Source organism: Intrasporangium calvum DSM 43043, from assembly GCF_000184685.1.
Lineage (GTDB): Bacteria > Actinomycetota > Actinomycetes > Actinomycetales > Dermatophilaceae > Intrasporangium > Intrasporangium calvum.
This window is the reverse complement of the sequence record NC_014830.1, coordinates 2,710,528-2,731,593: the sequence shown is the minus strand read 5'-3', so window position 1 is coordinate 2,731,593 and position 21,066 is coordinate 2,710,528. Positions and strand designations below refer to the sequence as shown.

Annotated in this window: 22 protein-coding genes; 19 read left to right on the top strand and 3 right to left on the bottom strand. The window is 69.8% G+C overall.

All coding sequences use genetic code 11. From position 1 onward, the window contains the following. Window positions 1-42: 42 nt before the first annotated feature. The 11 genes from INTCA_RS12385 (at window position 43) to INTCA_RS12335 (ending at window position 10,667) form a co-directional block, all read left to right on the top strand. A complete protein-coding gene (locus INTCA_RS12385) occupies window positions 43-1,140 on the top strand; it encodes a glycosyltransferase family 4 protein (RefSeq protein WP_013493263.1) in 1,098 nt (365 codons plus the stop codon). A gap of 100 nt (window positions 1,141-1,240) precedes the next feature. Beyond that, complete coding sequence (locus tag INTCA_RS12380; RefSeq protein ID WP_013493262.1) at window positions 1,241-1,681, top strand: Cg1360 family ATP-synthase-associated protein; 441 nt, start codon at window positions 1,241-1,243, stop codon at window positions 1,679-1,681. Between the two features lie 24 nt (window positions 1,682-1,705). Beyond that, entirely contained in the window at window positions 1,706-2,005 is a 300-nt protein-coding gene (locus INTCA_RS12375) for an AtpZ/AtpI family protein (protein WP_013493261.1), read from the top strand. A 151-nt stretch (window positions 2,006-2,156) separates the two neighbouring features. Beyond that, complete coding sequence (atpB, locus tag INTCA_RS12370; RefSeq protein ID WP_013493260.1) at window positions 2,157-2,969, top strand: F0F1 ATP synthase subunit A; 813 nt, start codon at window positions 2,157-2,159, stop codon at window positions 2,967-2,969. A 105-nt stretch (window positions 2,970-3,074) separates the two neighbouring features. Further along, window positions 3,075-3,275, top strand: a complete 201-nt coding sequence (locus tag INTCA_RS12365; RefSeq protein WP_013493259.1) for an ATP synthase F0 subunit C — start codon at window positions 3,075-3,077, stop codon at window positions 3,273-3,275. A gap of 56 nt (window positions 3,276-3,331) precedes the next feature. Continuing rightward, window positions 3,332-3,928: a F0F1 ATP synthase subunit B gene (locus INTCA_RS12360; RefSeq protein ID WP_013493258.1), complete on the top strand. Its 597-nt coding sequence runs from the start codon at window positions 3,332-3,334 to the stop codon at window positions 3,926-3,928. Continuing rightward, window positions 3,928-4,740 (top strand): F0F1 ATP synthase subunit delta, encoded by an 813-nt coding sequence (locus tag INTCA_RS12355; protein WP_013493257.1) that lies wholly within the window; start codon window positions 3,928-3,930, stop codon window positions 4,738-4,740. The genes INTCA_RS12360 and INTCA_RS12355 overlap by 1 nt, the downstream gene beginning before the upstream one ends. Window positions 4,741-4,854: 114 nt before the next feature. Beyond that, window positions 4,855-6,486: a F0F1 ATP synthase subunit alpha gene (atpA, locus tag INTCA_RS12350; RefSeq protein ID WP_013493256.1), complete on the top strand. Its 1,632-nt coding sequence runs from the start codon at window positions 4,855-4,857 to the stop codon at window positions 6,484-6,486. A 190-nt stretch (window positions 6,487-6,676) separates the two neighbouring features. Then, entirely contained in the window at window positions 6,677-7,618 is a 942-nt protein-coding gene (locus tag INTCA_RS12345; protein ID WP_013493255.1) for a F0F1 ATP synthase subunit gamma, read from the top strand. Window positions 7,619-7,648: 30 nt separating this feature from the next. After that, on the top strand, window positions 7,649-9,118 hold the full coding sequence (atpD, locus tag INTCA_RS12340) for a F0F1 ATP synthase subunit beta (protein WP_013493254.1): 1,470 nt from the start codon (window positions 7,649-7,651) through the stop codon (window positions 9,116-9,118). A gap of 136 nt (window positions 9,119-9,254) precedes the next feature. Beyond that, window positions 9,255-10,667 carry an NAD(P)/FAD-dependent oxidoreductase gene (locus INTCA_RS12335; protein ID WP_013493253.1) on the top strand — a complete coding sequence of 471 codons (1,413 nt, stop codon included), beginning with the start codon at window positions 9,255-9,257 and terminating at the stop codon, window positions 10,665-10,667. Window positions 10,668-10,800: 133 nt separating this feature from the next. Here the strand turns inward: INTCA_RS12335 and INTCA_RS12330 are convergent, their stop codons facing one another. Next, window positions 10,801-11,241, bottom strand: a complete 441-nt coding sequence (locus INTCA_RS12330; RefSeq protein WP_013493252.1) for a DUF6918 family protein — start codon at window positions 11,239-11,241, stop codon at window positions 10,801-10,803. 173 nt (window positions 11,242-11,414) lie between these two features. On the opposite strand from INTCA_RS12330, the gene INTCA_RS12325 reads away from it, so the two are divergent. Continuing rightward, complete coding sequence (locus INTCA_RS12325) at window positions 11,415-11,696, top strand: F0F1 ATP synthase subunit epsilon (protein WP_013493251.1); 282 nt, start codon at window positions 11,415-11,417, stop codon at window positions 11,694-11,696. A gap of 10 nt (window positions 11,697-11,706) precedes the next feature. After that, window positions 11,707-12,150 carry a DUF2550 domain-containing protein gene (locus INTCA_RS12320; RefSeq protein ID WP_013493250.1) on the top strand — a complete coding sequence of 148 codons (444 nt, stop codon included), beginning with the start codon at window positions 11,707-11,709 and terminating at the stop codon, window positions 12,148-12,150. A gap of 110 nt (window positions 12,151-12,260) precedes the next feature. Here INTCA_RS12320 and INTCA_RS12315 read toward each other — a convergent pair whose 3' ends face one another. Beyond that, on the bottom strand, window positions 12,261-12,908 hold the full coding sequence (locus INTCA_RS12315) for a cob(I)yrinic acid a,c-diamide adenosyltransferase (protein ID WP_013493249.1): 648 nt from the start codon (window positions 12,906-12,908) through the stop codon (window positions 12,261-12,263). A gap of 66 nt (window positions 12,909-12,974) precedes the next feature. On the opposite strand from INTCA_RS12315, the gene murA reads away from it, so the two are divergent. From murA to INTCA_RS12290, 5 genes are all read left to right on the top strand, one after another. Beyond that, the gene (gene murA / locus INTCA_RS12310; protein WP_013493248.1) at window positions 12,975-14,264 is read left to right on the top strand and encodes a UDP-N-acetylglucosamine 1-carboxyvinyltransferase; all 1,290 of its coding nucleotides are present in this window, start codon (window positions 12,975-12,977) and stop codon (window positions 14,262-14,264) included. Between the two features lie 157 nt (window positions 14,265-14,421). After that, the gene (locus tag INTCA_RS12305; RefSeq protein WP_013493247.1) at window positions 14,422-14,808 is read left to right on the top strand and encodes an STAS domain-containing protein; all 387 of its coding nucleotides are present in this window, start codon (window positions 14,422-14,424) and stop codon (window positions 14,806-14,808) included. A 100-nt stretch (window positions 14,809-14,908) separates the two neighbouring features. Then, entirely contained in the window at window positions 14,909-16,936 is a 2,028-nt protein-coding gene (locus INTCA_RS12300) for a protein meaA (protein ID WP_013493246.1), read from the top strand. A gap of 247 nt (window positions 16,937-17,183) precedes the next feature. Beyond that, window positions 17,184-17,531, top strand: coding sequence for a hypothetical protein (locus INTCA_RS12295; RefSeq protein ID WP_013493245.1), 348 nt, complete (start codon window positions 17,184-17,186; stop codon window positions 17,529-17,531). 47 nt (window positions 17,532-17,578) lie between these two features. Then, window positions 17,579-18,349 carry a DUF554 domain-containing protein gene (locus INTCA_RS12290; RefSeq protein ID WP_013493244.1) on the top strand — a complete coding sequence of 257 codons (771 nt, stop codon included), beginning with the start codon at window positions 17,579-17,581 and terminating at the stop codon, window positions 18,347-18,349. Between the two features lie 102 nt (window positions 18,350-18,451). Here INTCA_RS12290 and nucS read toward each other — a convergent pair whose 3' ends face one another. Continuing rightward, on the bottom strand, window positions 18,452-19,147 hold the full coding sequence (nucS, locus tag INTCA_RS12285; RefSeq protein WP_013493243.1) for an endonuclease NucS: 696 nt from the start codon (window positions 19,145-19,147) through the stop codon (window positions 18,452-18,454). Window positions 19,148-19,253: 106 nt separating this feature from the next. Here nucS and INTCA_RS12280 point away from each other — a divergent pair, with 106 nt between their 5' ends. Next, window positions 19,254-21,032, top strand: a complete 1,779-nt coding sequence (locus INTCA_RS12280) for a 3-hydroxyacyl-CoA dehydrogenase family protein (RefSeq protein ID WP_013493242.1) — start codon at window positions 19,254-19,256, stop codon at window positions 21,030-21,032. The last annotated feature ends 34 nt before the right edge of the window (window positions 21,033-21,066 follow it).

Genomic DNA, 21,066 nt, shown 5'->3' with positions numbered 1-21,066 from the left:
GGGCCAGCTCAGCGGCATACGCCGTCGTCGTTGGGTGGCTGAGTGCACGAATACGTCCTGATCCTCATCGTCGCGGCCGGCGTGACCTACATCGCGACGCCGTTCGTGCGCAGCCTCGCCGTCGCGACCGGCGCCTTCACGGCGGTCCGGGACCGTGATGTGCACACGACTCCCATTCCGCGGCTGGGTGGCGTCGGGATCTACCTCGGCTTCGTCGCGGCGGCGCTGGTCGCCCGCAACCTGCCCTACCTCGGAACGCTCTACGGCGACCGCCAGATCCTCGGCGTCATCGTCGCCGGCGGCATCGTCTGCCTCCTCGGCGCCTTCGACGACATCCGCGAGCTCGACTGGCTGACGAAGCTCGCCGGGCAGATCCTGGCGGCCGGGCTGATGGCCTACGCCGGGGTCCAGCTGCTCTCCCTGCCGATCTCCGGCACGACGATCCTCCCCACGCCGGTGCTCGTCCTCTTCACCGTCCTCGTCGTCATCGCCTCGACCAACGCGGTCAACTTCATCGACGGGCTGGACGGCCTCGCCGCCGGTGTCGTCGGGATCGCCGCGCTCGCCTTCTTCATCTACAGCTACATCGTCTCCCGGGACTTCATGCCCGCGAACGTCTTCTCGGTGGCCACCCTGATCTCCGCGGCCCTCGTCGGCTGCTGTGCCGGCTTCCTGCCGCACAACTTCAATCCGGCCCGGCTCTTCATGGGCGACTCCGGCGCCCTCACGCTCGGGCTGCTCCTGTCCGCGGCGACGATCACCCTGACCGGCAACGTCGACCCGAGCGAGGTGACGGCCAACCAGGTGACCGCCGTGTTCCTGCCCCTGCTCGTGCCGGTCGCCGTGCTGCTCCTGCCATTCCTCGACATGCTGCTGGCGGTGATCAGGCGGACCCGGGCCGGGAGGCGGCCGTGGCAGCCGGACGCCCTGCACCTGCACCACCGGATGCTCCGGATCGGCCACAGCCACCGGCGAGCGGTGCTCATCATGTACCTCTGGGCGGCCATCGTGGCGCTCGGCTCCGTGTCCTTCGTCGTGTGGGAGGGGTGGCGGCCGCTCGGGGTCATCTCGCTCGCCACGGTGGTCGGTGTCGTTCTCACGCTGTGGTTGCCGAAGTGGAGGCCGCACGAGCGCTTGTGATACCTTTCACAAGCACCGGGAGGCGCGATCCATGCCGTCCGCCCCCGGCCGGAAGCACCCCCATCGCACCCCGATCCCCACCCCGTGAGGTTGCTCAGTCGTGAGGACCAGCCAGAGCCGCGCCGGCGCAGAGTCGCCCGTCCGCACGATGCTCCGGACCTCCCTGGCCTTCTCCGCGGTCAGCGTGCCGCTGATCGCCCTCGGCGCCTGGCTCCTGCGCGGGCCGGACGGCGCCATCTCGGGCCTTGTCGGCGCTGCCGTGGCGGTGGGCTTCTTCGTGGTCGGCGCCCAGGGCCTGCGGGCCGTCATCGCGGGGGAGGCCGCCTTCTCGCTGGCCGGTGCCCTCGTCGTCTACCTCGGCCAGCTGATCGCCCTTGTCGCCGTCCTCCTCGTCCTGCGCGAGGCCGAGTGGCTCGACGGGCGGGCCTTCGCAGCCTCGGCCATCGTGCAGACCCTCGTGTGGCAGGCCGGCCAGGTCGTCGGCTTCCGCCGCGGGCGGCACGAGATCTATCCCGACGTCACCCTCCCCTCAGGTTCGTGATGTCCGTCTCACTCGGAGGTCGCCATGACCGATCCACAGTCGCCGTCGGACGAGCGTCCCGACGGCCAGCAGCCTGCTGGGCGTCCCGAGCCCGCGGGAGTCGAGACGAGCCCGGAGAGCGTCGTCGTCACCGCGGGGAAGTTCGCCGCGGACCAGACCTCGGCGAGTGTGATCGCCTATCTCGTCACCGGTCCGGCCCTCTTCGGCGGGCTCGGCGTGCTGCTCGACGGCTGGCTCGGCACCGGCTTCCTGGTGGTGCTCGGGCTGCTCGGTGGGATGGCCCTGTCGTTGTACGTGATCTGGCTCCGGTACGGTACGCCGTAGCATTCTCGGCTGAACGCAACCTGAGCGGACCGCTGGGGAGTCAGGCATCTTCAGCGGCTCGGCACCCCGGTGCCGGCGTCGCGACGTGCGGTTGGCCCGCCTCCCACCGTTCGGCCCCAAGGTGTTCGACATTCATGACCAAGGAGAGCTTGTGAGCTTCAACGTGCTGGCGTCCACGCTGGGCACCATGGCCCCCGCGGAGGAAGTGAGCCACTTCCCGCCCACGCCCGAGATCTTCTGGCAGCCGCTCTTCTCGGTCGGCCCGGTCACGGTTACCCGCGCGATGGTTGTCGCCGCGATCTCCGTCATCGGCATCGCCTGGTGGCTCATCGCGACGACCCAGCGCGCCGCCGTCGTGCCCTCCAAGGGGCAGTTCCTCACCGAGGGCGTCTACGGCTTCGTCCGCAACGGCATCGCCAAGGACATGATCGGCAGCAAGGAGTTCATCCGCTTCGTCCCGCTGCTCTTCTCGCTCTTCATCTTCATCCTGGTCAACAACCTCTTCGGCATCACGCCGTTCATCCAGATGCCGACGATGTCCCGGATCGGCTTCCCCATCGCGCTGGTCCTCATCGTCTACGTCGTCTACCACGCCATCGGGATCAAGAAGCGCGGCCTCGCCGGCTACTTCAAGTTCCTCGTCCCGGCTGGCCTGCCGGCGTGGATCGCGCCCTTCATCTTCGTGCTGGAGTTCATCACCTTCTTCATCACGCGGCCGCTCACCCTCGCGCTCCGACTCTTCGGCAACATGTTCGCCGGCCACATGCTCCTCGTGGTCTTCATCGTCGGCGGGTGGGAGCTGTTCCTCGCGGACAGCTTCTTCCTCAAGCTCGCCGCCCTCCCCGCGTGGCTGCTCGCCTTCGCCTTCACCCTCTTCGAGGGACTGGTGCAGTTCCTGCAGGCCTACGTCTTCACCCTGCTCGCCGCCTCCTACATCGGTGGCGCGCTCGCAGACGAACACTGACCGTCGGCACCCGGGCCCCTGCGCCCGGGGACAGCTGAAAACCCAAGGACATCTGGCCGGCACGGTGCCGGCAGATCACACAAAACACACGAAAGAGGAAACATCGTGGTAGGCAACCTCTCGCTCGTCGGCTACGGACTCGCGACCATCGGCCCGGCCATCGCCGTCGGCCTGATCTTCGCCGCGTACATCAACGGTGTCGCCCGCCAGCCGGAGTCCGGCAAGCTCCTCCAGCCGATCGCCATTCTTGGCTTCGCCCTCGCCGAGGCGCTCGCGATCTTCGGCCTGGTGCTCTTCTTCCTCTGACGGACCCGCTCCGGCTCGTCACGCACCGTTCGCAGCACTAGGCACAAGGAGTATCCGTGCAGCTCAATGCCATCCTTCCGGCTCTGATGCCGGGTGAAACAGAGGAGCCCTCGGCAAGTCTGCCGATCCTCCCGTACCTTCCCGAGCTGGTCTTCGGCCTCATCGCCTTCGCCATCATCTACTTGGTGGTGCAGAAGGTGGTCGTCCCGAACCTCGAGAAGGCCTATGCCGAGCGGACCGAGGCCATCCAGGGCGGCATCCAGAAGGCCGAGGAGGCACAGGCTCAGGCCCAGGCTGCCCTCGAGCAGTACCAGGCCCAGCTGACCGAGGCTCGCGCCGAGGCATCCCGCATCCGTGAGGACGCCAAGGCCCAGGGCGCGCAGATCATCGCCGAGATGCGCGAGCACGCCGCTGCGGAGGCGGCGCGGCTCACCGACATCGCCCACAAGCAGATCGAGGCCGAGCGCCAGCAGGCGATCGTCTCGCTCCGCCACGACGTGGGCCGCATGTCGACCGAGCTCGCGAGCCGGATCGTCGGGGAGTCGCTGCACGAGGAGACCCGGCAGAAGGGCATCGTGGAGCGCTTCCTGACCGAGCTCGAGTCGGGTGACGTCGTCCGGGAGAAGGTCGGCAGCAAGGGTGAGGACGCCTGATGCAGGGATCCTCACGCGCAGCTGCGGTCGGGAGCCGCGAGGCGCTCACCGGCGCGCTCGCGGCCACGGCTGACCGTTCGCGGTTGGCCGAGGAGCTCTTCGCCGTCGTCGGCGCCCTGGACAGCAACCCCACCCTGCGTCGGGCGCTCGCCGACCCGTCGCGTGAGGGAGCGGACAAGGCCTCCCTGGCCGAGCAGCTCCTGGCGGGCAAGGTGAGCGCCGAGACGCTCGTCGTTCTCAAGGGGGTCGTCGGGCAGCGATGGAGCACGGAGCGCGACCTGTCCGACACCCTCGAGTCCTACGGGGTCGAGACCGTCATCGCCGCGGCCGAGGCCGCTGACCGGGCGGACCGGGTCGAGGACGAGCTCTTCCACTTCGAGCGGATCGTGGCGGCCAACGAGCAGCTGCGTGGGGCCCTCGGCGACCAGACGGTCGCCGCCGAGCACCGCGCCGCTCTCGTCGACTCCCTGCTCCAGGACAAGGTGGCCCCTGAGACGCTCGCCCTGGCCCGTCAGGCCGTCGTCGCACCCCGGGGGCGCCGCTTCGACCGCACGGTCGCCGGCTTCCTCGACACGGCTTCGGCCCGCCGTGAGCAGCAGACCGCGACGGTCACGTCCGCCGTGCCTCTCACCGAGGACGACCGCAACCGTCTGGCCGTGGAGCTGGCCTCGATCTACGGTGGCAAGGTCCACCTCAACACCGTCGTCGACCCCCGGGTCCTCGGCGGGGTCAAGATCGAGATCGGCGACGAGGTCATCGACGGAACCATCATGCGCAAGATCGACGCGGCCCGCCGCGCGATGGGCGCGTGAACCACGACGTGCGCAGGCGCGCCGGCCAACCGAGCGTGAGAGCCACCGAAATCAGCCAGCTTTGGAACACCACCGACTCGCGGAGTGCGGGTCGAAACGAGGAGAAGATCTGACATGACGGAGCTTTCGATCCGTCCGGAGGAGATCCGGGAAGCGCTGGACTCGTTCGTCCAGTCCTACGAGCCCGGCGCGGCCTCCCGCGAAGAGGTCGGCCGCGTCACCGACGCCGGTGACGGTATTGCTCACGTCGAGGGTCTGCCCTCGGCCATGACCAACGAGCTGCTGCTGTTCGAGGACGGCACGCGGGGCCTGGCCCTGAACCTCGACGTCCACAACATCGGTGTCGTCATCCTCGGTGACTTCTCCGGCATCGAGGAGGGCCAGACGGTCAAGCGGACGGGGGAGGTCCTGTCCGTCCCCGTTGGCGACGACTTCCTCGGCCGGGTCATCGACCCGCTCGGCAACCCGATCGACGGTCTCGGCGAGATCAAGGCCGAGCAGCGCCGGGCGCTGGAGCTCCAGGCTCCGACGGTCGTGCAGCGCAAGTCGGTGCACGAGCCGCTCCAGACCGGGATCAAGTCGATCGACGCGATGACCCCGATCGGCCGGGGCCAGCGCCAGCTGATCATCGGCGACCGCCAGACGGGCAAGACGACCGTCGCGATCGACACGATCATCAACCAGAAGCGCAACTGGGAGTCCGGCGACCCGGACCAGCAGGTGCGCTGCATCTACGTCGGCATCGGCCAGAAGGGCTCGACCATCGCGTCGGTCCGCGGCACCCTCGAGGAGGCCGGCGCGCTCGAGTACACGACGATCGTCGCGGCCCCCGCGTCCGACGCGGCCGGCTTCAAGTACCTCGCGCCCTACACCGGCTCCGCCATCGGCCAGCACTGGATGTACCAGGGCAAGCACGTCCTCATCGTCTTCGACGACCTGTCCAAGCAGGCCGAGGCCTACCGCGCCGTGTCCCTGTTGCTCCGCCGCCCGCCGGGCCGCGAGGCCTACCCGGGCGACGTCTTCTACCTGCACTCGCGGCTCCTCGAGCGTTGCGCGAAGCTCTCGGACGACCTCGGCCACGGCTCGATGACCGGCCTGCCGATCATCGAGACGAAGGCCGGTGACGTCTCGGCGTACATCCCGACCAACGTCATCTCCATCACCGACGGCCAGATCTACCTCCAGGCCGACCTGTTCAACGCCAACGTCCGCCCCGCGATCGACGTGGGTGTGTCGGTCTCGCGCGTCGGTGGTGCGGCGCAGATCAAGGCCATGAAGTCGGTTGCCGGGCGTCTCAAGCTCGACCTCGCGCAGTTCCGCGCGATGGAGGCCTTCGCGATGTTCGCCTCCGACCTCGACCCGGCCTCCCGGGCCCAGCTCGCCCGCGGTGCTCGCCTCGTCGAGCTGCTCAAGCAGCCGCAGAGCAGCCCGTACCCCGTCGAGGAGCAGGTCGTCTCCATCTGGACCGGCACGACCGGCAAGCTCGACGACATCGCCGTCGAGGACGTCCGCACCTTCGAGGCGGACCTGCTCGAGACCCTGCGTCGGGACGGCAAGATCCTGCAGACGATCCGCGAGACGCTCAAGCTCGACGAGGACACCGAGGCGGCACTCGCCAAGGTCGTCGAGGACGTGAAGTTCACGTTCAAGGGCACCGGACGTGAGGGCCTCGAGGCCGGTCACGAGGAGTTCGACGAGCTCGAGTCCGACGAGATCACCCAGGCGCAGATCGTCAAGTCGAAGTAGACCCCGACCCACGGGGGCTCACGGCCCCAACGGGCCTGCGCCCCCGTGTACCCCCCGAGAACCCGCGTGGTCGGGCCGCCGGGGGGAGGGTCACTCAGTACGGCTGCCAGCTCAGCGGCAGCCGGCAGGAACGGGCCTGAAGCCCCCGAACTGAACGTCAACGCTCACGAGACCAAGAGAGGCGGAGCACATGGGAGCGCAGATGCGGATCTACCGCCAGCGCATCAAGTCCGTCCAGTCCATCAAGAAGATCACCAACGCGATGGAGCTGATCGCGGCCGCACGCGTCATCAAGGCCCGGCAGCGCGCCGTCGAGGCGATGCCGTACACGACCGCACTGACGCGCGCCGTCTCCGCCGTGGCGAGCCACACCAACGAGGACCACCCCCTGACGACGGCGAAGGAGACCGTGCAACGGGCCGGCGTCGTCATCATCACCTCCGACCGTGGCCTCGCGGGGTCCTACGCGGCCTCCGCGCTCAAGGAGGCGGCCGAGCTCGTCACCCGCCTCCAGAGCGAGGGCAAGGAGGTCGTGCCCTACCTCGTCGGTCGCAAGGCCGTCGCGTACTACAAGTTCCGCAAGCGTCCCTACGCCGCTGAGTGGAGCGGGTTCACCGATGCTCCGCGCTTCGAGCACGCGAGCGAGATCGCCGACCGGATCACCGCGGACTTCCTCAAGGACACGGAAGATGGCGGCAACGACGAGATCCACGTCGTCTACACCCGCTTCCGCTCCATGGTTCGCCAGGACCCGCACGTCCTGCGGCTCCTGCCCCTCGAGGTCGTCGAGGCCGACGCGGCCGAGACCGACACCGGCCTGGACTTCTCGGTCACGAGCTACGAGGAGGGGCAGCTCGTCCCGCAGTACGAGTTCGAGCCCAGCGCAGACCAGGTCCTCGACCTGCTGCTGCCGAAGTACGTCCGCAACCGGATCTTCACCTGCCTGCTCAGCTCGGCGGCGTCGGAGCTCGCCGCGCGGCAGCGTGCGATGAAGTCCGCGACGGACAACGCCGCGGAGCTCATCAAGAAGTACCAGCGCCTCGCGAACCAGGCCCGTCAGGCCGGGATCACGCAAGAGATCAGCGAAATCGTGGGCGGCGCCAACGCCCTCGCCGACGCGAAGAAGAAGTAACCCGTACTAGGTAATAAGGAAAGAACCACCATGACTGCAACTGTCAGTGACAACGTGGGGGCGGCCGCTCAGGGGCCCAGTGCGGGCGGCGTCGGACGCATCTCTCGCATCATCGGCCCGGTCGTCGACGTCGAGTTCCCCAGCGACGCCATGCCCGAGCAGTACAACCTGCTCACGACCGAGGTGAGCCTCTCGGGCGAGACGAAGAAGCTCAACCTCGAGGTCGCCCAGCACATCGGCGACAACATGGTCCGCGCGATCTCCCTGCAGCCGACGGACGGCCTGGTCCGCGGCACGGCCGTGCAGGACTCCGGGGGCCCGATCTCCGTTCCGGTCGGCGACGTGACGCTCGGTCACGTCTTCAACACGACCGGCGAGTGCATGAACCTCGCAGAGGGCGAGACGCTCGACATCAAGGAGCGGTGGGGCATCCACCGCAAGGCGCCGGCCTTCGACCAGCTGGAGTCCAAGACCCAGATGTTCGAGACGGGCATCAAGGTCATCGACCTGCTCACCCCGTACGTCCAGGGTGGGAAGATCGGCCTCTTCGGTGGCGCCGGTGTCGGCAAGACGGTGCTCATCCAGGAGATGATCGCGCGCGTCGCCCGTGACCACGGTGGTGTGTCGGTGTTCGCCGGTGTCGGCGAGCGCACCCGTGAGGGCAACGACCTCATGGTCGAGATGGAGGAGGCGGGCGTCCTCGGCCAGACCGCCCTGGTCTTCGGGCAGATGGACGAGCCGCCGGGCACGCGTCTGCGGGTCGCCCTGTCGGCGCTGACGATGGCGGAGTACTTCCGCGACGTGCAGAAGCAGGACGTGCTGCTCTTCATCGACAACATCTTCCGCTTCACGCAGGCTGGTTCCGAGGTCTCCACCCTGCTGGGCCGCATGCCGTCCGCCGTGGGCTACCAGCCCACCCTCGCCGACGAGATGGGCGTGCTCCAGGAGCGCATCACCTCGACGCGTGGCCACTCGATCACCTCGATGCAGGCGATCTACGTCCCGGCCGACGACTACACGGACCCGGCCCCGGCCACGACGTTCGCGCACCTCGACGCGACGACCGAGCTCTCGCGTGACATCGCGTCGATGGGTATCTACCCGGCCGTCGACCCGCTCACCTCGACCTCGCGCATCCTCGACCCGCGCTACGTGTCGCAGGAGCACTACAGCACCGCCGTGCGGATCCGCTCGATCCTGCAGCGCAACAAGGAGCTGCAGGACATCATCGCGATCCTCGGTGTCGACGAGCTCTCCGAAGAGGACAAGATCCTCGTCAACCGGGCGCGCCGCATCCAGCGGTTCCTGTCGCAGAACACCTACGTCGCCAAGCAGTTCACCGGCATCGAGGGCTCGACCGTGCCGCTGGTCGACACCGTCGAGGCGTTCACCAAGATCGCCGACGGCGAGTACGACCACGTGGCCGAGCAGGCCTTCTTCATGTGTGGTGGCCTCGACGACGTCGAGCGTCAGTGGGCGGAGATCCAGAAGAACCTCTGAGCCGTCGCCCCGCCCTCGGGCGGTGAGCGCATCGGCTCGGACCATCAGGCCGGCACCCCGTGGTGCCGGCCTGGTGTCGTCCCGGCCCGGTGTCGTCCCGGGACGGCGTCCGGGTGGGCCGCCGTAGAGTGACCGGATGAAGGCGCGCAACGGTTCGGGACGTCATCGCGTCGTCGTCGTGGGGTCGGGTTTCGGGGGCCTCTTCGCGACGCAGCGGCTCAAGGGCGCCGACGTCGAGGTCGCCCTCATCGCCCGGACGACGCACCACCTCTTCCAGCCGCTCCTCTACCAGGTGGCGACCGGCATCCTGTCCGAGGGGGAGATCGCCCCGTCCACCCGCGAGGTGCTGGCCAGGCAGCGCAACGCCGAAGTCCTCCTCGGGGAGGTGACCGCGATCGACGTCGAAGCCCGAACGGTCACCCACGAGTACGTCGGACGTACCACGGTGACCTCGTACGACTCGCTGGTCGTCGCCGCCGGAGCCGGGCAGTCGTACTTCGGCAACGACCAGTTCGCCCGGCACGCCCCCGGCATGAAGTCGATCGACGACGCGCTCGAGCTGAGGGGGCGGATCTTCGGCTCCTTCGAGCTGGCCGAGCTCGCCTCGACACCGGCCGAGGTCGAGCGGCTGATGACCTTCGTCGTCGTCGGCGCCGGCCCGACCGGAGTCGAGATGGCCGGACAGATCGCGGAGCTCGCGCACCGCACGCTGAGCCGCGACTTCCGACGGATCGACCCGCGTGACGCCCGGATCGTCCTGCTCGACGCGGCGCCGCAGATCCTCGGCTCGTTCGGGGAGAAGCTCGGGGGCCGGGCCCGGCGCCGGCTCGAGCAGATGGGGGTCGAGGTGCGACTCGGGGCCAAGGTCGTCGACGTGGACCTCACGGGGATCGAGGTCGAGCACACGGGCGGCGCGCGCGAGCGGATCGAGTCGCTGTGCAAGGTGTGGGCTGCGGGGGTCAGCGCCTCGCCGCTCGCGGCACATCTCGCCGAGCAGACGGGCGCCGGCGTCGACCGTGCCGGACGCATTCAGGTGCTGCCGGACCTCACCCTGCCGGGTCATCCGGAGGTGTTCGTCGTCGGCGACATGATGACCCTCGACCACCTGCCCGGCGTGGCCCAGGTCGCGATCCAGGGTGGTCGCTACGCGGCCGACCAGATCATCCGGCGCCTCGGCGGTGAGCCGCCGAAGGAGCCCTTCCACTACGTCGACAAGGGGTCGATGGCGACGATCTCCCGGTTCTCGGCGGTCGCCTCCATCGGCAAGGCCCGGTTCAGCGGGTTCCTCGCCTGGTTGCTGTGGCTCGGCGTGCACCTGCTCTACATCATCGGGTTCAAGCACCGCGTCACGACTCTGCTCCACTGGGCCATCAGCTTCCTCGGGCGCGGCCGGGCCGAGCGGGTCGTCACGCAGCAGCAGGTCTTCGCCCGGACGGCGATCGAGGACCTCGGTGACCGGTTCCGTCCGGAGCTTCCGCAGATCCCGGCGGACCGACCGGACGAGCCGCCCCCAACGCAACACACCCGGTTGCCGTGTGCAGACCCCTGACGCAGCGGGGGTCTGCACACGGTCGGCGGGTGTGTTGCAGGTCGAGCGCCGGGGCGGGAGGGCTGGGGGGAACCCTCCCGCGGGGGGAGCCCAGCGGCATACGGCCTGGGGTCGGTCGCTGCGGACCGGCGAGTCAGCCCTGGACGAGCCGCTCGACCGTCGCCCCGAGGCGGGGGAGCGCGGCGACGACCTGCTCCTTGGCCTTGCCACGCAGCGCTCCGTAGACCTTCTTCGCCGCGGTGTGCGAGGTCGCGTCCGCCTTGGCGTCGGTGACGGCGAGGAGCGCGTCGGCCGCCTGCTCCGACCGCGACTCCAGGTGGGCCGCGAACGGGGTATCGCCCTTGGTCGCCCAGAGCGGGTCGAGGGCTGCGGCGAACTGGGGGAGGAGCCGGTCGGTCGCGCTCGGGACGAAGTCGCCGCCGAGCTTCTTCGCCGCGGCGTAGCCGGCCTTGACGGCAGCGCCGCCGAGGCCCGACTTGTCGGCGACCTCGGCGTCGATGACCTGGGTCAGGGCGGACACGGCCTCGGTGCGGCGGGTCTCGTCGAGCAGGGCGTCGGACACAGCAGTACTCACGGGAGGACTCCTTGGAGTGGTGTTGGAGGGATTTCGGTGACACGCGCGAGGCGGGCCCGGAGCGCGGGGCCGGGAGACGGCCGCCGTGCAGGGCCCGGGCTGCGGCATCGCGTACGGAGCATCCTGTCAGAGGCACTAAACTGCTCAGCACACCCCACGATCCGGAGGAACACGTGAGTTCACTCAAGGTTGAGATGGTTGCCGCGGACCGCAAGGTCTGGGAGGGCGAGGCCAAGTTCGTCCGCGCTCGCTCCATTGCTGGTGACCTCGGCATCCTGCCCGGTCACGCGCCCCTGCTCGGCGTTCTCGTCGAGGGCGACGTCAGCATCGAGGCCATGGACGGCGCCCGTTCGACCGTGACGGTGGACGGCGGTTTCCTCTCCGTCGACTCCGACATCGTGACCATCGTCGCCGAGCACGTCGACGCGTCCTCGATGCAATCCACGACGAACTGAGGTTCGCACCGTGCCGTCCGTTCTCGTCTCCACCGAGATCGTGATCGGCACGCTCCTGGTCGTCGCGTTGGTCGTTCTCGCGGCGACCTATCTGCGCCGCCGCTACATCGCCAAGGGCCAACCTCTGACGCTCTGCGGATTCCGCACCGGTGGCAACGGCAACGGCCGCTGGCACCTCGGCCTCATGCGGCTGGCCGACAACGCCCTCGAGTGGTACACGCTCGGGGGCGTCTCGCTGCGCCCCAAGCGCCGCTGGCTGCGCCAGTCCCTGCTGCTCGACGCGCCTCGTCTGCTTCCCCCGGAGGACGCGCTGGCGCTGCTCCCGGACGCGTTCGGCGTCTCGTGCACGGACCGCCTCGACAGCTTCGAGCTCGCCCTCCAGGGGCCGGACTACACCGCGGTCCGCTCCTGGCAGGAGGCCGCGCCGCCCGGTTACAACGTCAACGTCGCCTGACCCGCGAGCCCCGGCCCCCCACCGGCCTGGTCGCAACACACCCGCGTGCCGACTGGTTGCGCGGCCTGCAGCGGGAAGGGGGAGGCGACAGGCGGGTGTGTTGCGGGGGGTCAGGTGCGGTCTGTCGTGGCTCGGGCTCCCTTGGCGGGCTTCTCGACGCGGCCCCCGCCCGGCTGCCAGAGGACGTCACCGCCGATCGGCAGGTTGGCCACTCGGGCGAGGATGAAGAGCAGGTCCGACAGCCGGTTGAGGTACTTGGCGGTGAGGACGTTGACGCCCCCCTGACCGCGCTGGGTCCCGGGCTGGTCGCCGTGCGTGTCGACCGCGGCCCAGGCGGCCCGCTCCGCGCGTCGCACGACCGTCGTCGCGACGTGCAGGTGGGCTGACCCGGGCGTGCCGCCGGGCAGGATGAAGGAGCGCAGCTTCTCCAGCCGCTCGAGGTAGTGGTCGCAGTCGCGCTCGAGGTCGTCGATCCACGGCTGGTCGACGCGCAACGGAGGGTAGTCGTAGCTCTCCTGGAGGGGTGTCGCGAGGTCCGCCCCCACGTCGAACATCTCGTTCTGGATGCGCAGCAGGGTGGCCGTGACCTCGTCGCCGAGGTCGCCGCACGCGATGGCGACGCCGATCGCGGCGTTCGCCTCGTTGCTGTCGGCATAGGCGTGCAGGCGGGCGTCGTTCTTGCTGGTCCGCGAGAAGTCGCCCAGACTCGTCGTCCCGTCGTCGCCCGTGCGGGTGTAGATCTTCGTCAGGTTGACCATGGGAGCACTCTCTCACTGGGCCGGGGCGGGACGCCCCACGGGTCCGGCGATGGGTAGGGTCGCAGCGTGAGAGAGCGGTTCCGGGTCGTCGGCGGTGCCCGCCTGGTGGGCGAGGTCCGCGTCGTCGGCGCGAAGAACAGCGCGCTCAAGCTGATGGCGGTGGCGCTGCTGGCGCAGGGACGCACGACGCTGACCAACATGCCCGCCATCGTCGATGTGCGCATCATGGCTGAGCTGCTCCGTCGTCTCGGCGTCGCCGTCGACTACGACGCGGAGGCCGGCGTCGTCGTCATCGACGTCCCTGCGTCCATCGGACACCGGGCGGACTATGAGCTGGTCCGGGCCCTGCGCGCCTCGATCTCGGTGCTCGGGCCGCTCGTCGCCCGCACCGGGCAGGCGGATGTCGCCGTACCCGGCGGCGATGCCATCGGGTCCCGGGGCCTCGACCTGCACGCAGCAGGACTGGAGGCCCTGGGCGCTCAGGTCCATGTGGCACACGGCTACCTCGTCGCGACCGCCCCGCAGGGGCTCAGGGGAGCGGAGATCCGGCTCGACTTCCCGAGCGTCGGGGCCACCGAGAACATCCTCATGGCCGCCGTGCTCGCGCGCGGCCGAACGACCATCGACAACGTCGCCCGCGAGCCAGAGATCGTCGACATCGCGGAGATGCTCGTGTCGATGGGCGCCCGGATCGAGGGAACCGGCACCGGACGGATCGTCGTCGAGGGTGTGGAGGTGCTGCGGCCGACCGAGCACCAGGTCATCCCCGACCGCATCGCGGCCGGGACGTGGGCGTTCGCGGCGGCCACGACGTGCGGTGACATCGAGGTCGTCGGCGGGGTGGCCGAGCACCTCGGTGTCCCGCTGCGCTCACTCGCCGAGTCGGGCTGCCACGTCGAGCGGACCTCACGGGGCTTCCGCGTCGCGGTGCCCCACGGTGCGGGACGCCCCACGGCGTTCGACGTGGCCACCCTGCCCTACCCCGGCTTTCCCACGGACCTCCAGCCGTTCGCGCTGGCCTACAACGCGGTCGCCGACGGGAGCGCGATGGTGACCGAGAACCTGTTCGAGGCCCGTTTCCGCACGGTCCAGGAGCTCGCCCGGCTCGGAGCCGACATGCAGGTCGACGGCCACCACGTGATGACGCACGGCGTCCCGGCCCTGTCGGGCGCCCCGGTCGAGAGCAGCGACATCAGGTCCGGAGCGGCCCTCGTCATCGCCGGCCTCGTCGCGGACGGCTACACGCTCGTCAGCGGCGTCCACCACATCGACCGGGGCTACCCGCGGTTCGAGGCGGCGCTGCGTTCCCTCGGGGCCGACGTCACCCGCGAGCCGGACGACGACTGGTACGAGTAGTCCAGATGGCGAGACCCGCCGGGGAACTTGACCATCGCTTGACCGTTGCTTGGCGTCCCGCATCATTTCTTGAACCAAATTTGACTTCTCACGGCAACGTTTCGCCCGCGCAGGGCGTCATCATGAGTGACGGCACCAGCAGCTGAGAGGGGTCACGATGACGCTGAATGCCAACCGCCGGACGCCGGCCCGCACGCCGGTCCAGGTGCTCGATGCGCCCGACGGGCACGACGTGATCATCGAGGGACGTCTCGACGTCCACACCGTGCCCGACATCCGCGATGCCATCCATGCCGTCATCGCGACGGGCGACGGGGAGCTGCGTCTCCACCTGCGTGACGCCGAGATCGGCGACGCGACCGGTCTGGGGATCATCCTGCACCTCCATCGCCGGGCCACCCGCGCTCAGCGGCAGCTCCTCCTCGTCGACCCGAGCGAGCGGACGACGCGTCTGCTGCGCGGGTGCCGGCTCGACCGCATCCTCTCGTCCGCCCCCGGAGCGCCCCGCGTCCTGTCGGGCACTGTGGCGCCTCTCACCGCCTGAGGCGTTCCCGTCAGGGAGAGCCGCGGGTACCTTCGGGTTCATGTCTGACGAGAGCGTCCCGCCCCCGGCTGCCCGACCGACCCGTGACCGTCCGTGGGTCATGCGGACCTATGCCGGTCACTCCAGCGCCGCAGCGAGCAACGCGCTCTACCGGCGCAACCTGGCCAAGGGCCAGACGGGTCTCTCGGTGGCCTTCGACCTGCCGACCCAGACCGGCTACGACCCGGACCACGTCCTCGCCCGCGGGGAGGTCGGCAAGGTCGGGGTGCCGGTCAGCCACATCGGCGACGTGGAGGCGCTCTTCCACGACATCCCGCTGCGTGACATGAACACGTCCATGACGATCAACGCCACGGCCATGTGGCTCCTCTCCCTCTACCAGGTGGCCGCCGAGCGCCAGGCCGAGGCCGCGGGCGAGTCGCCGGAGGAGTGGGTGCACGCGCTCGCCGGGACGACGCAGAACGACATCATCAAGGAGTACCTCTCGCGCGGGACCTACGTCTTCCCGCCCGGGCCGTCGTTGCGGCTCATCACCGACATGATCGCCTACACGGTCCGCGAGATCCCCAAGTGGAACCCGATCAACATCTGCAGCTACCACCTGCAGGAGGCGGGGGCGACCCCCGTGCAGGAGATCGCCTTTTCCATGTCGACCGCGATCGCCGTCCTCGACGCGGTGCGCGACTCCGGGCAGGTCCCCGAGGACGAGTTCTCCGAGGTCGTCGCCCGGATCTCGTTCTTCGTCAACGCCGGTGTCCGGTTCGTCGAGGAGATGTGCAAGATGCGCGCTTTCGTCGAGCTGTGGGACCGGGTGACCGGTGAGCGCTACGGCGTGACCGACGCCAAGGCTCGCCGGTTCCGCTACGGCGTCCAGGTCAACAGCCTCGGTCTGACCGAGGCGCAACCCGAGAACAACGTCCAGCGCATCGTCCTCGAGATGCTCGGTGTCACGCTGTCGAAGGACGCCCGCGCTCGGGCCCTGCAGCTGCCGGCCTGGAACGAGGCGCTCGGGCTGCCGCGCCCGTGGGACCAGCAGTGGAGCCTGCGGATGCAGCAGGTGCTCGCCTTCGAGTCCGACCTGCTCGAGTACGACGACCTGTTCACCGGTTCCGTCGTCGTCGAGAGGAAGGTGGCGCAGCTCGTCGAGGGCGCCAGCGCCGAGATCGCGCGGATCGAGGAGATGGGCGGGGCCGTCGCGGCCGTCGAGTCCGGCTACATGAAGTCCGCCCTCGTCGCCTCCCATGCCGAGCGCCGCCGGCGGATCGAGTCCGGCGAGGAGGTCATCGTCGGCCTCAACCGCTTCGAGACGACCGAGCCCAACCCCCTCACCGCAGACCTCGGCACCGCCATCCAGACGGTCGACCCGTCGGTCGAGAAGGCCGCGTCGGACGCCGTCCGGGCCTGGCGGGACCGGCGCGACGCCGACCCCACCCGTCGGGACCGGGCCGCCGCCGCCCTGGCTCGCCTCAAGGCCGACGCAGCAGCCGGAACCAACCTCATGGCCGCGTCGCTGGAGTGTGCCCGGGCCCAGGTGACGACGGGGGAGTGGGCCGGTGCACTCCGGGAGCAGTTCGGCGAGTACCGTGCCCCGACCGGCGTCAGCGGCTCCGTCGGCGTGGCGTCCGCCGAGGCGGGTGAGAGCGGGACGGGCCTGGGCGCGGTCCGCGCGGCCGTCACCCGAACGAGCGAGGAGCTCGGGGAGAAGCTGCGGATCCTCGTCGGCAAGCCGGGTCTCGACGGCCACAGCAACGGTGCCGAGCAGGTCGCGGTCCGCGCTCGCGACGCCGGGTTCGAGGTGATCTACCAGGGCATCCGGCTGACCCCGCAGCAGATCGTCGCCGCGGCGGTGGCCGAGGACGTGCACGTGGTCGGGCTCTCGATCCTCTCCGGGTCGCACATGGAGCTCGTCCCCGAGGTGATCGACGGGCTCCGAGCGGCCGGCGCGGGTGACGTGCCGGTCATCGTCGGCGGGATCATCCCCGAGGGCGACGCCGTCCAGCTGCGCGCCGCCGGAGTGGCGATGGTCTTCACCCCCAAGGACTTCGGCCTCAACGAGATCATGGGCGAGATCGTCGGTGTCGTCCGCGCCTCTCGCGGGCTGGGCCTGCTGGAGCACCCGCGCGCCTGAGCCCGCGCGCCAGAGGCCATGCGGGCCTCTTTGGGGGTCCACGGGGGCTTGCCCCCGTGCGTAGGGGCCTCTTTGGGGGTCCACGGGGGCTTGCCCCCGTGCGTAGGGGCCTCTTTGGGGGTCCACGGGGGCTTGCCCCCGTGCGTAGGGGCCTCTTTGGGGGTCCACGGGGGCTTGCCCCCGTGCGTAGGGGCCTCTTTGGGGGTCCACGGGGGCTTGCCCCCGTGCGTCGGCATACAGTCGGCTCATGAGCGACCTCCAGTGCGCAGCCCGCCTCGTCATCGTCACCCCGACGGGGCTGGGTGACGTGAAATGGCTCGCCTCCGAGCTCTACCGCGAGCGCGTCCAGGCGGTGTATGCCGCTGACGACGTCCCCGACACCGGCCCCGTCGAGACCTTGGCTGAGGACCTCGGCGTGCCGTGCCACAGCGGGCACGGCGACCTCGACGACGGGACGGAGGCGTTCCAGGGGATCGTCGACCGGCACCGCGGGGAGACGGTCGTCGTCGTGCGCGGGGGTGCGGCCACCGAGCCGGTCCTCATGCTCGTCGACGCCGACGGGACGAGCGTCCACAGCCTCGACGAGGACGTGTAGCGAGACTGCCGGCCGGGGGACGACGGTCGACCCCTACGCTGACCGGCATGGATGGAGGCTTCCCGGGGCTCGGCACCGTGGTCAACGTCGTCGCGGTGCTCCTCGGGGCGACCCTCGGGATGCTCGCCGGCAACCGGCTGCCCGAGCGGGTCCGCCGGGTCGTCACCGACTGCCTCGGCCTCGTCACGCTGCTCGTCGCGGTCCTCTCGGCGCTCGACGTCACGTCACCCGCCCTCGCGGACGCGGTCGGGTCCGGCGTGCCGGTGCTCATCGTCCTCGGTGCCCTGCTCATCGGTGGGATCACGGGTGCGCTGCTGCGGATCGAGGAGCGGCTCGAGTCCCTCGCCGGCGTGGTGCAGCGCTGGGTCCAGCGCCGCGGGTCCGACGGGCAGCATGACCACGCCGAGCGGGAGCGGTTCATCGAGGGATGGCTCACCGCCTCGCTCCTGTTCTGTGTCGGGCCCCTCACCATCCTCGGCTCCCTCTCCGACGGGCTGGGTCGGGGTGTCGACCAGCTGGTGCTCAAGTCGGCCCTCGACTTCTTCGCCGCGGTCGCGTTCGCCTCGACGTTCGGGGTCGGGGTGCTGCTCTCGGCGCTGTCCGTCGCGGTGGTCCAGGGCGGCCTCACCGTGCTCGGCGTCACCCTGGGGGCGGTCGTGCCCGAGGCCCACATCGCGGCGCTGACCGCGACCGGCGGCCTCCTCCTCGTGGGGATCGCCTTCCGACTGCTCAACGTGAGGCACGTCCCGGTCGGCGACCTGCTCCCCGCCCTGCTCGTGGCTCCGCTCCTCGTGTCGCTCGTCGCGAGCTTCCGCTGAACCGTCGAGAGCGCAGTTCGCGACACGATTCGGACGGGGGCCCGCGCTGAACGGGCGCCGAGCCGCTCTTTCGATGCCAACCGCTCTTTCGAGGCGGAGGGCTCAGAAGAGCCGGGACTCCGCGTCGTCGACGCCCCGGAGCGCGTCGTAGTCGAGCACGACGCACCGGATGCCGCGGTCCTCCGCGAGCGTGCGGGCCTGCGGCTTGATCAGCTGCGCTGCGAACACGCCGCTCACCGGGGCGAGGTGCGGGTCGCGGTTCATCAGGTCGAGATAGCGGGTCAGCTGCTCCACGCCGTCGATCTCGCCGCGCCGCTTGATCTCCACGGCCACGCTGGCTCCGGTGTGGTCCCTTGCGAGGATGTCGACCGGGCCGATGGCCGTCATGTACTCGCGGCGGACGAGGGACCAGCCGTGCCCGAGGGTGTGGATGTGCTCCGCGAGCAGCTTCTGCAGATGGGCCTCGACCCCGTCCTTGACGAGCCCCGGGTCGACGCCGAGCTCGTGTGCCGAGTCGTGGACCACCTCGTGGATGTGCACCGTGAGCCGGTCCTCGGACTTCGCGTGCTGGACCCGCCACACGGCCACGACCCCCTCGTCGGCCTGGGCCTCCTCCGGCGCCAGCTCGGCCATGGTGCACGGAGGCGACATCCAGTTGAGCGGCTTGTAGGAGCCCCCGTCACTGTGGACGAGCACCGACCCGTCCGCCTTGACGACGAGCAGCCGCGTCGCGAGGGGGAGATGGGCGGTGAGCCGCCCGTCGTAGTCGACGCTGCAGCGGGCGATGACGAGGCGCACCGGCACACCCTAACCCGCTCAGCTCCGATGCCATCGCCCCACGCGTGGGGAGCGTCACCCCGGGGACGGGTTTGAGCGATGTGAACCCTCTGGAAGACTCCACCCCATGGCTCGTGACTTCACCAAGGTAGGCGTGATCGGACTCGGCACCATGGGTGCCGGCATCGTCGAGGTCTTCGCCCGCAACGGCATCGATGTCGTTGCGGTCGAGGTCGACGACGACGCGGTCGAGCGGGGGCGCGAGCACCTGACCAATTCCACCGGCCGCGCGGTCGCTCGCGGCAAGCTGTCCGAGGAGGACCAGGCGACGCTCGTCAGCCGGGTGCAGTTCACCTCCGAGATGGCTGCCCTCAAGGACTGTCAGCTCGTCATCGAGGCGGTGCCGGAGAAGCTCGAGCTGAAGAAGGAGATCTTCGCCAAGCTCGACGCCATCGTCGCCGAGGACGCGATCCTCGCGACGAACACCTCCTCGCTGCCCGTCACCGAGATCGCGGTGGCGACGAGCAACCCGAAGCGGGTCGTCGGCATGCACTTCTTCAACCCCGCGCCCGTCATGCAGTTCGTCGAGGTGATCAAGACCGTCGTCACCGCCGACGACATCTTCGAGCGGGTCAAGGGCCTGGCCGAGCGACTCGGCAAGAGGCCGGTCGTCGTCGGCGACAAGGCCGGCTTCATCGCCAACGCCCTGCTCTTCGGCTACCTCAACCACGCCGTGTCGATGTACGAGAGCAAGTACGCCACCCGTGAGGACATCGACGCCGCGATGAAGCTCGGCTGCGGCTACCCGATGGGTCCGCTCGCGCTGATGGACCTCATCGGCCTCGACACGGCCTACGAGATCCTCGACACGATGTACAAGCAGGGCCGCGACCGGCTCCACGCCCCCAGCCCGATCATCAAGCAGATGGTCAGCGCCGGCCTCAGGGGCCGCAAGACGGGCCGCGGGTTCTACACGTACGCCGCGCCCGGCAGCTCCCAGGTCGTCGACGATGCCCAGACGCCGAAGCCGAACGGCGACCACGAGATCCCGCTGCGGCAGGTCTCCCGGGTCGGCGTGGTCGGCTCCGGGACCATGGCGACCGGCATCATCGAGGTCTTCGCCAAGGGTGGCTACGACGTCGTCTACGTGGCCCGAGCCGCGTCGAAGGTCGACAGCGTTCGCGCTGCGCTCAGCCGCAGCCTCGAGAAGGCGGTCCAGCGCGGCAAGGCCACCGAGGAGGAGCGCGATGCAGCGCTCGCGCGGGTCACCGGGACGACCCGGCTCGACGACCTCTCGGACGTCGACATCGTGGTCGAGGCCGTCGTCGAGGACCTCGGCGTCAAGAAGGTCCTCTTCGAGAACCTCGACGAGATCTGCAAGCCCGGCGCCATCCTCGCCACGACGACGTCCTCGCTGCCGGTTGTCGACTGCGCATCCGCGACGAAGCGCCCGCAGGACGTCATCGGCATGCATTTCTTCAACCCCGCCCAGGTGATGAGGCTCGTCGAGGTCGTCCACACCGTCTCGACCGGCGAGGACGTCGTCGCCACGGTCCAGGACCTGTGCGTCAAGGTCGGCAAGCACCCGGTCACGTGCGGCGACCGGGCCGGGTTCATCGTCAACGCGCTGCTCTTCCCCTACCTCAACGACGCGGTGAAGATGCTCGAGGCCAACTACTCCACGGCCGACGACATCGACACGGCGATGAAGACCGGCTGCTCGCTGCCGATGGGTCCGTTCGAGCTGCTCGACGTCGTCGGGCTCGACGTCTCGCTCGCCATCGAGCGCGAGCTGTACCTCGAGTTCCGCGAGCGAGGGTATGCGCCGGCGCCGCTGCTCGAGCACCTGGTCACCGCGGGCTACCTGGGGCGCAAGACGGGCCGCGGGTTCCGCACCCACGCCTGAGCCGCGCCGGGCCCAGCGGCAGCCGTATGCCGCT

Bases quoted from the DNA above. Each gene is read 5' to 3' on its own strand.
- INTCA_RS12295 (WP_013493245.1), top strand. From the start codon at position 17,184: ATGAGCGACCTCCAGTGCGCAGCCCGCCTCGTCATCGTCACCCCGACG.
- INTCA_RS12375 (WP_013493261.1), top strand. From the start codon at position 1,706: ATGACCGATCCACAGTCGCCGTCGGACGAGCGTCCCGACGGCCAGCAG.
- INTCA_RS12305 (WP_013493247.1), top strand. From the start codon at position 14,422: ATGACGCTGAATGCCAACCGCCGGACGCCGGCCCGCACGCCGGTCCAG.
- INTCA_RS12300 (WP_013493246.1), top strand. From the start codon at position 14,909: ATGCGGACCTATGCCGGTCACTCCAGCGCCGCAGCGAGCAACGCGCTC.
- INTCA_RS12335 (WP_013493253.1), top strand. From the start codon at position 9,255: ATGAAGGCGCGCAACGGTTCGGGACGTCATCGCGTCGTCGTCGTGGGG.
- INTCA_RS12345 (WP_013493255.1), top strand. From the start codon at position 6,677: ATGGGAGCGCAGATGCGGATCTACCGCCAGCGCATCAAGTCCGTCCAG.
- INTCA_RS12280 (WP_013493242.1), top strand. From the start codon at position 19,254: ATGGCTCGTGACTTCACCAAGGTAGGCGTGATCGGACTCGGCACCATG.
- atpD (WP_013493254.1), top strand. From the start codon at position 7,649: ATGACTGCAACTGTCAGTGACAACGTGGGGGCGGCCGCTCAGGGGCCC.
- INTCA_RS12290 (WP_013493244.1), top strand. From the start codon at position 17,579: ATGGATGGAGGCTTCCCGGGGCTCGGCACCGTGGTCAACGTCGTCGCG.
- INTCA_RS12355 (WP_013493257.1), top strand. From the start codon at position 3,928: ATGCAGGGATCCTCACGCGCAGCTGCGGTCGGGAGCCGCGAGGCGCTC.
- atpA (WP_013493256.1), top strand. From the start codon at position 4,855: ATGACGGAGCTTTCGATCCGTCCGGAGGAGATCCGGGAAGCGCTGGAC.
- INTCA_RS12315 (WP_013493249.1), bottom strand. From the start codon at position 12,908: ATGGTCAACCTGACGAAGATCTACACCCGCACGGGCGACGACGGGACG.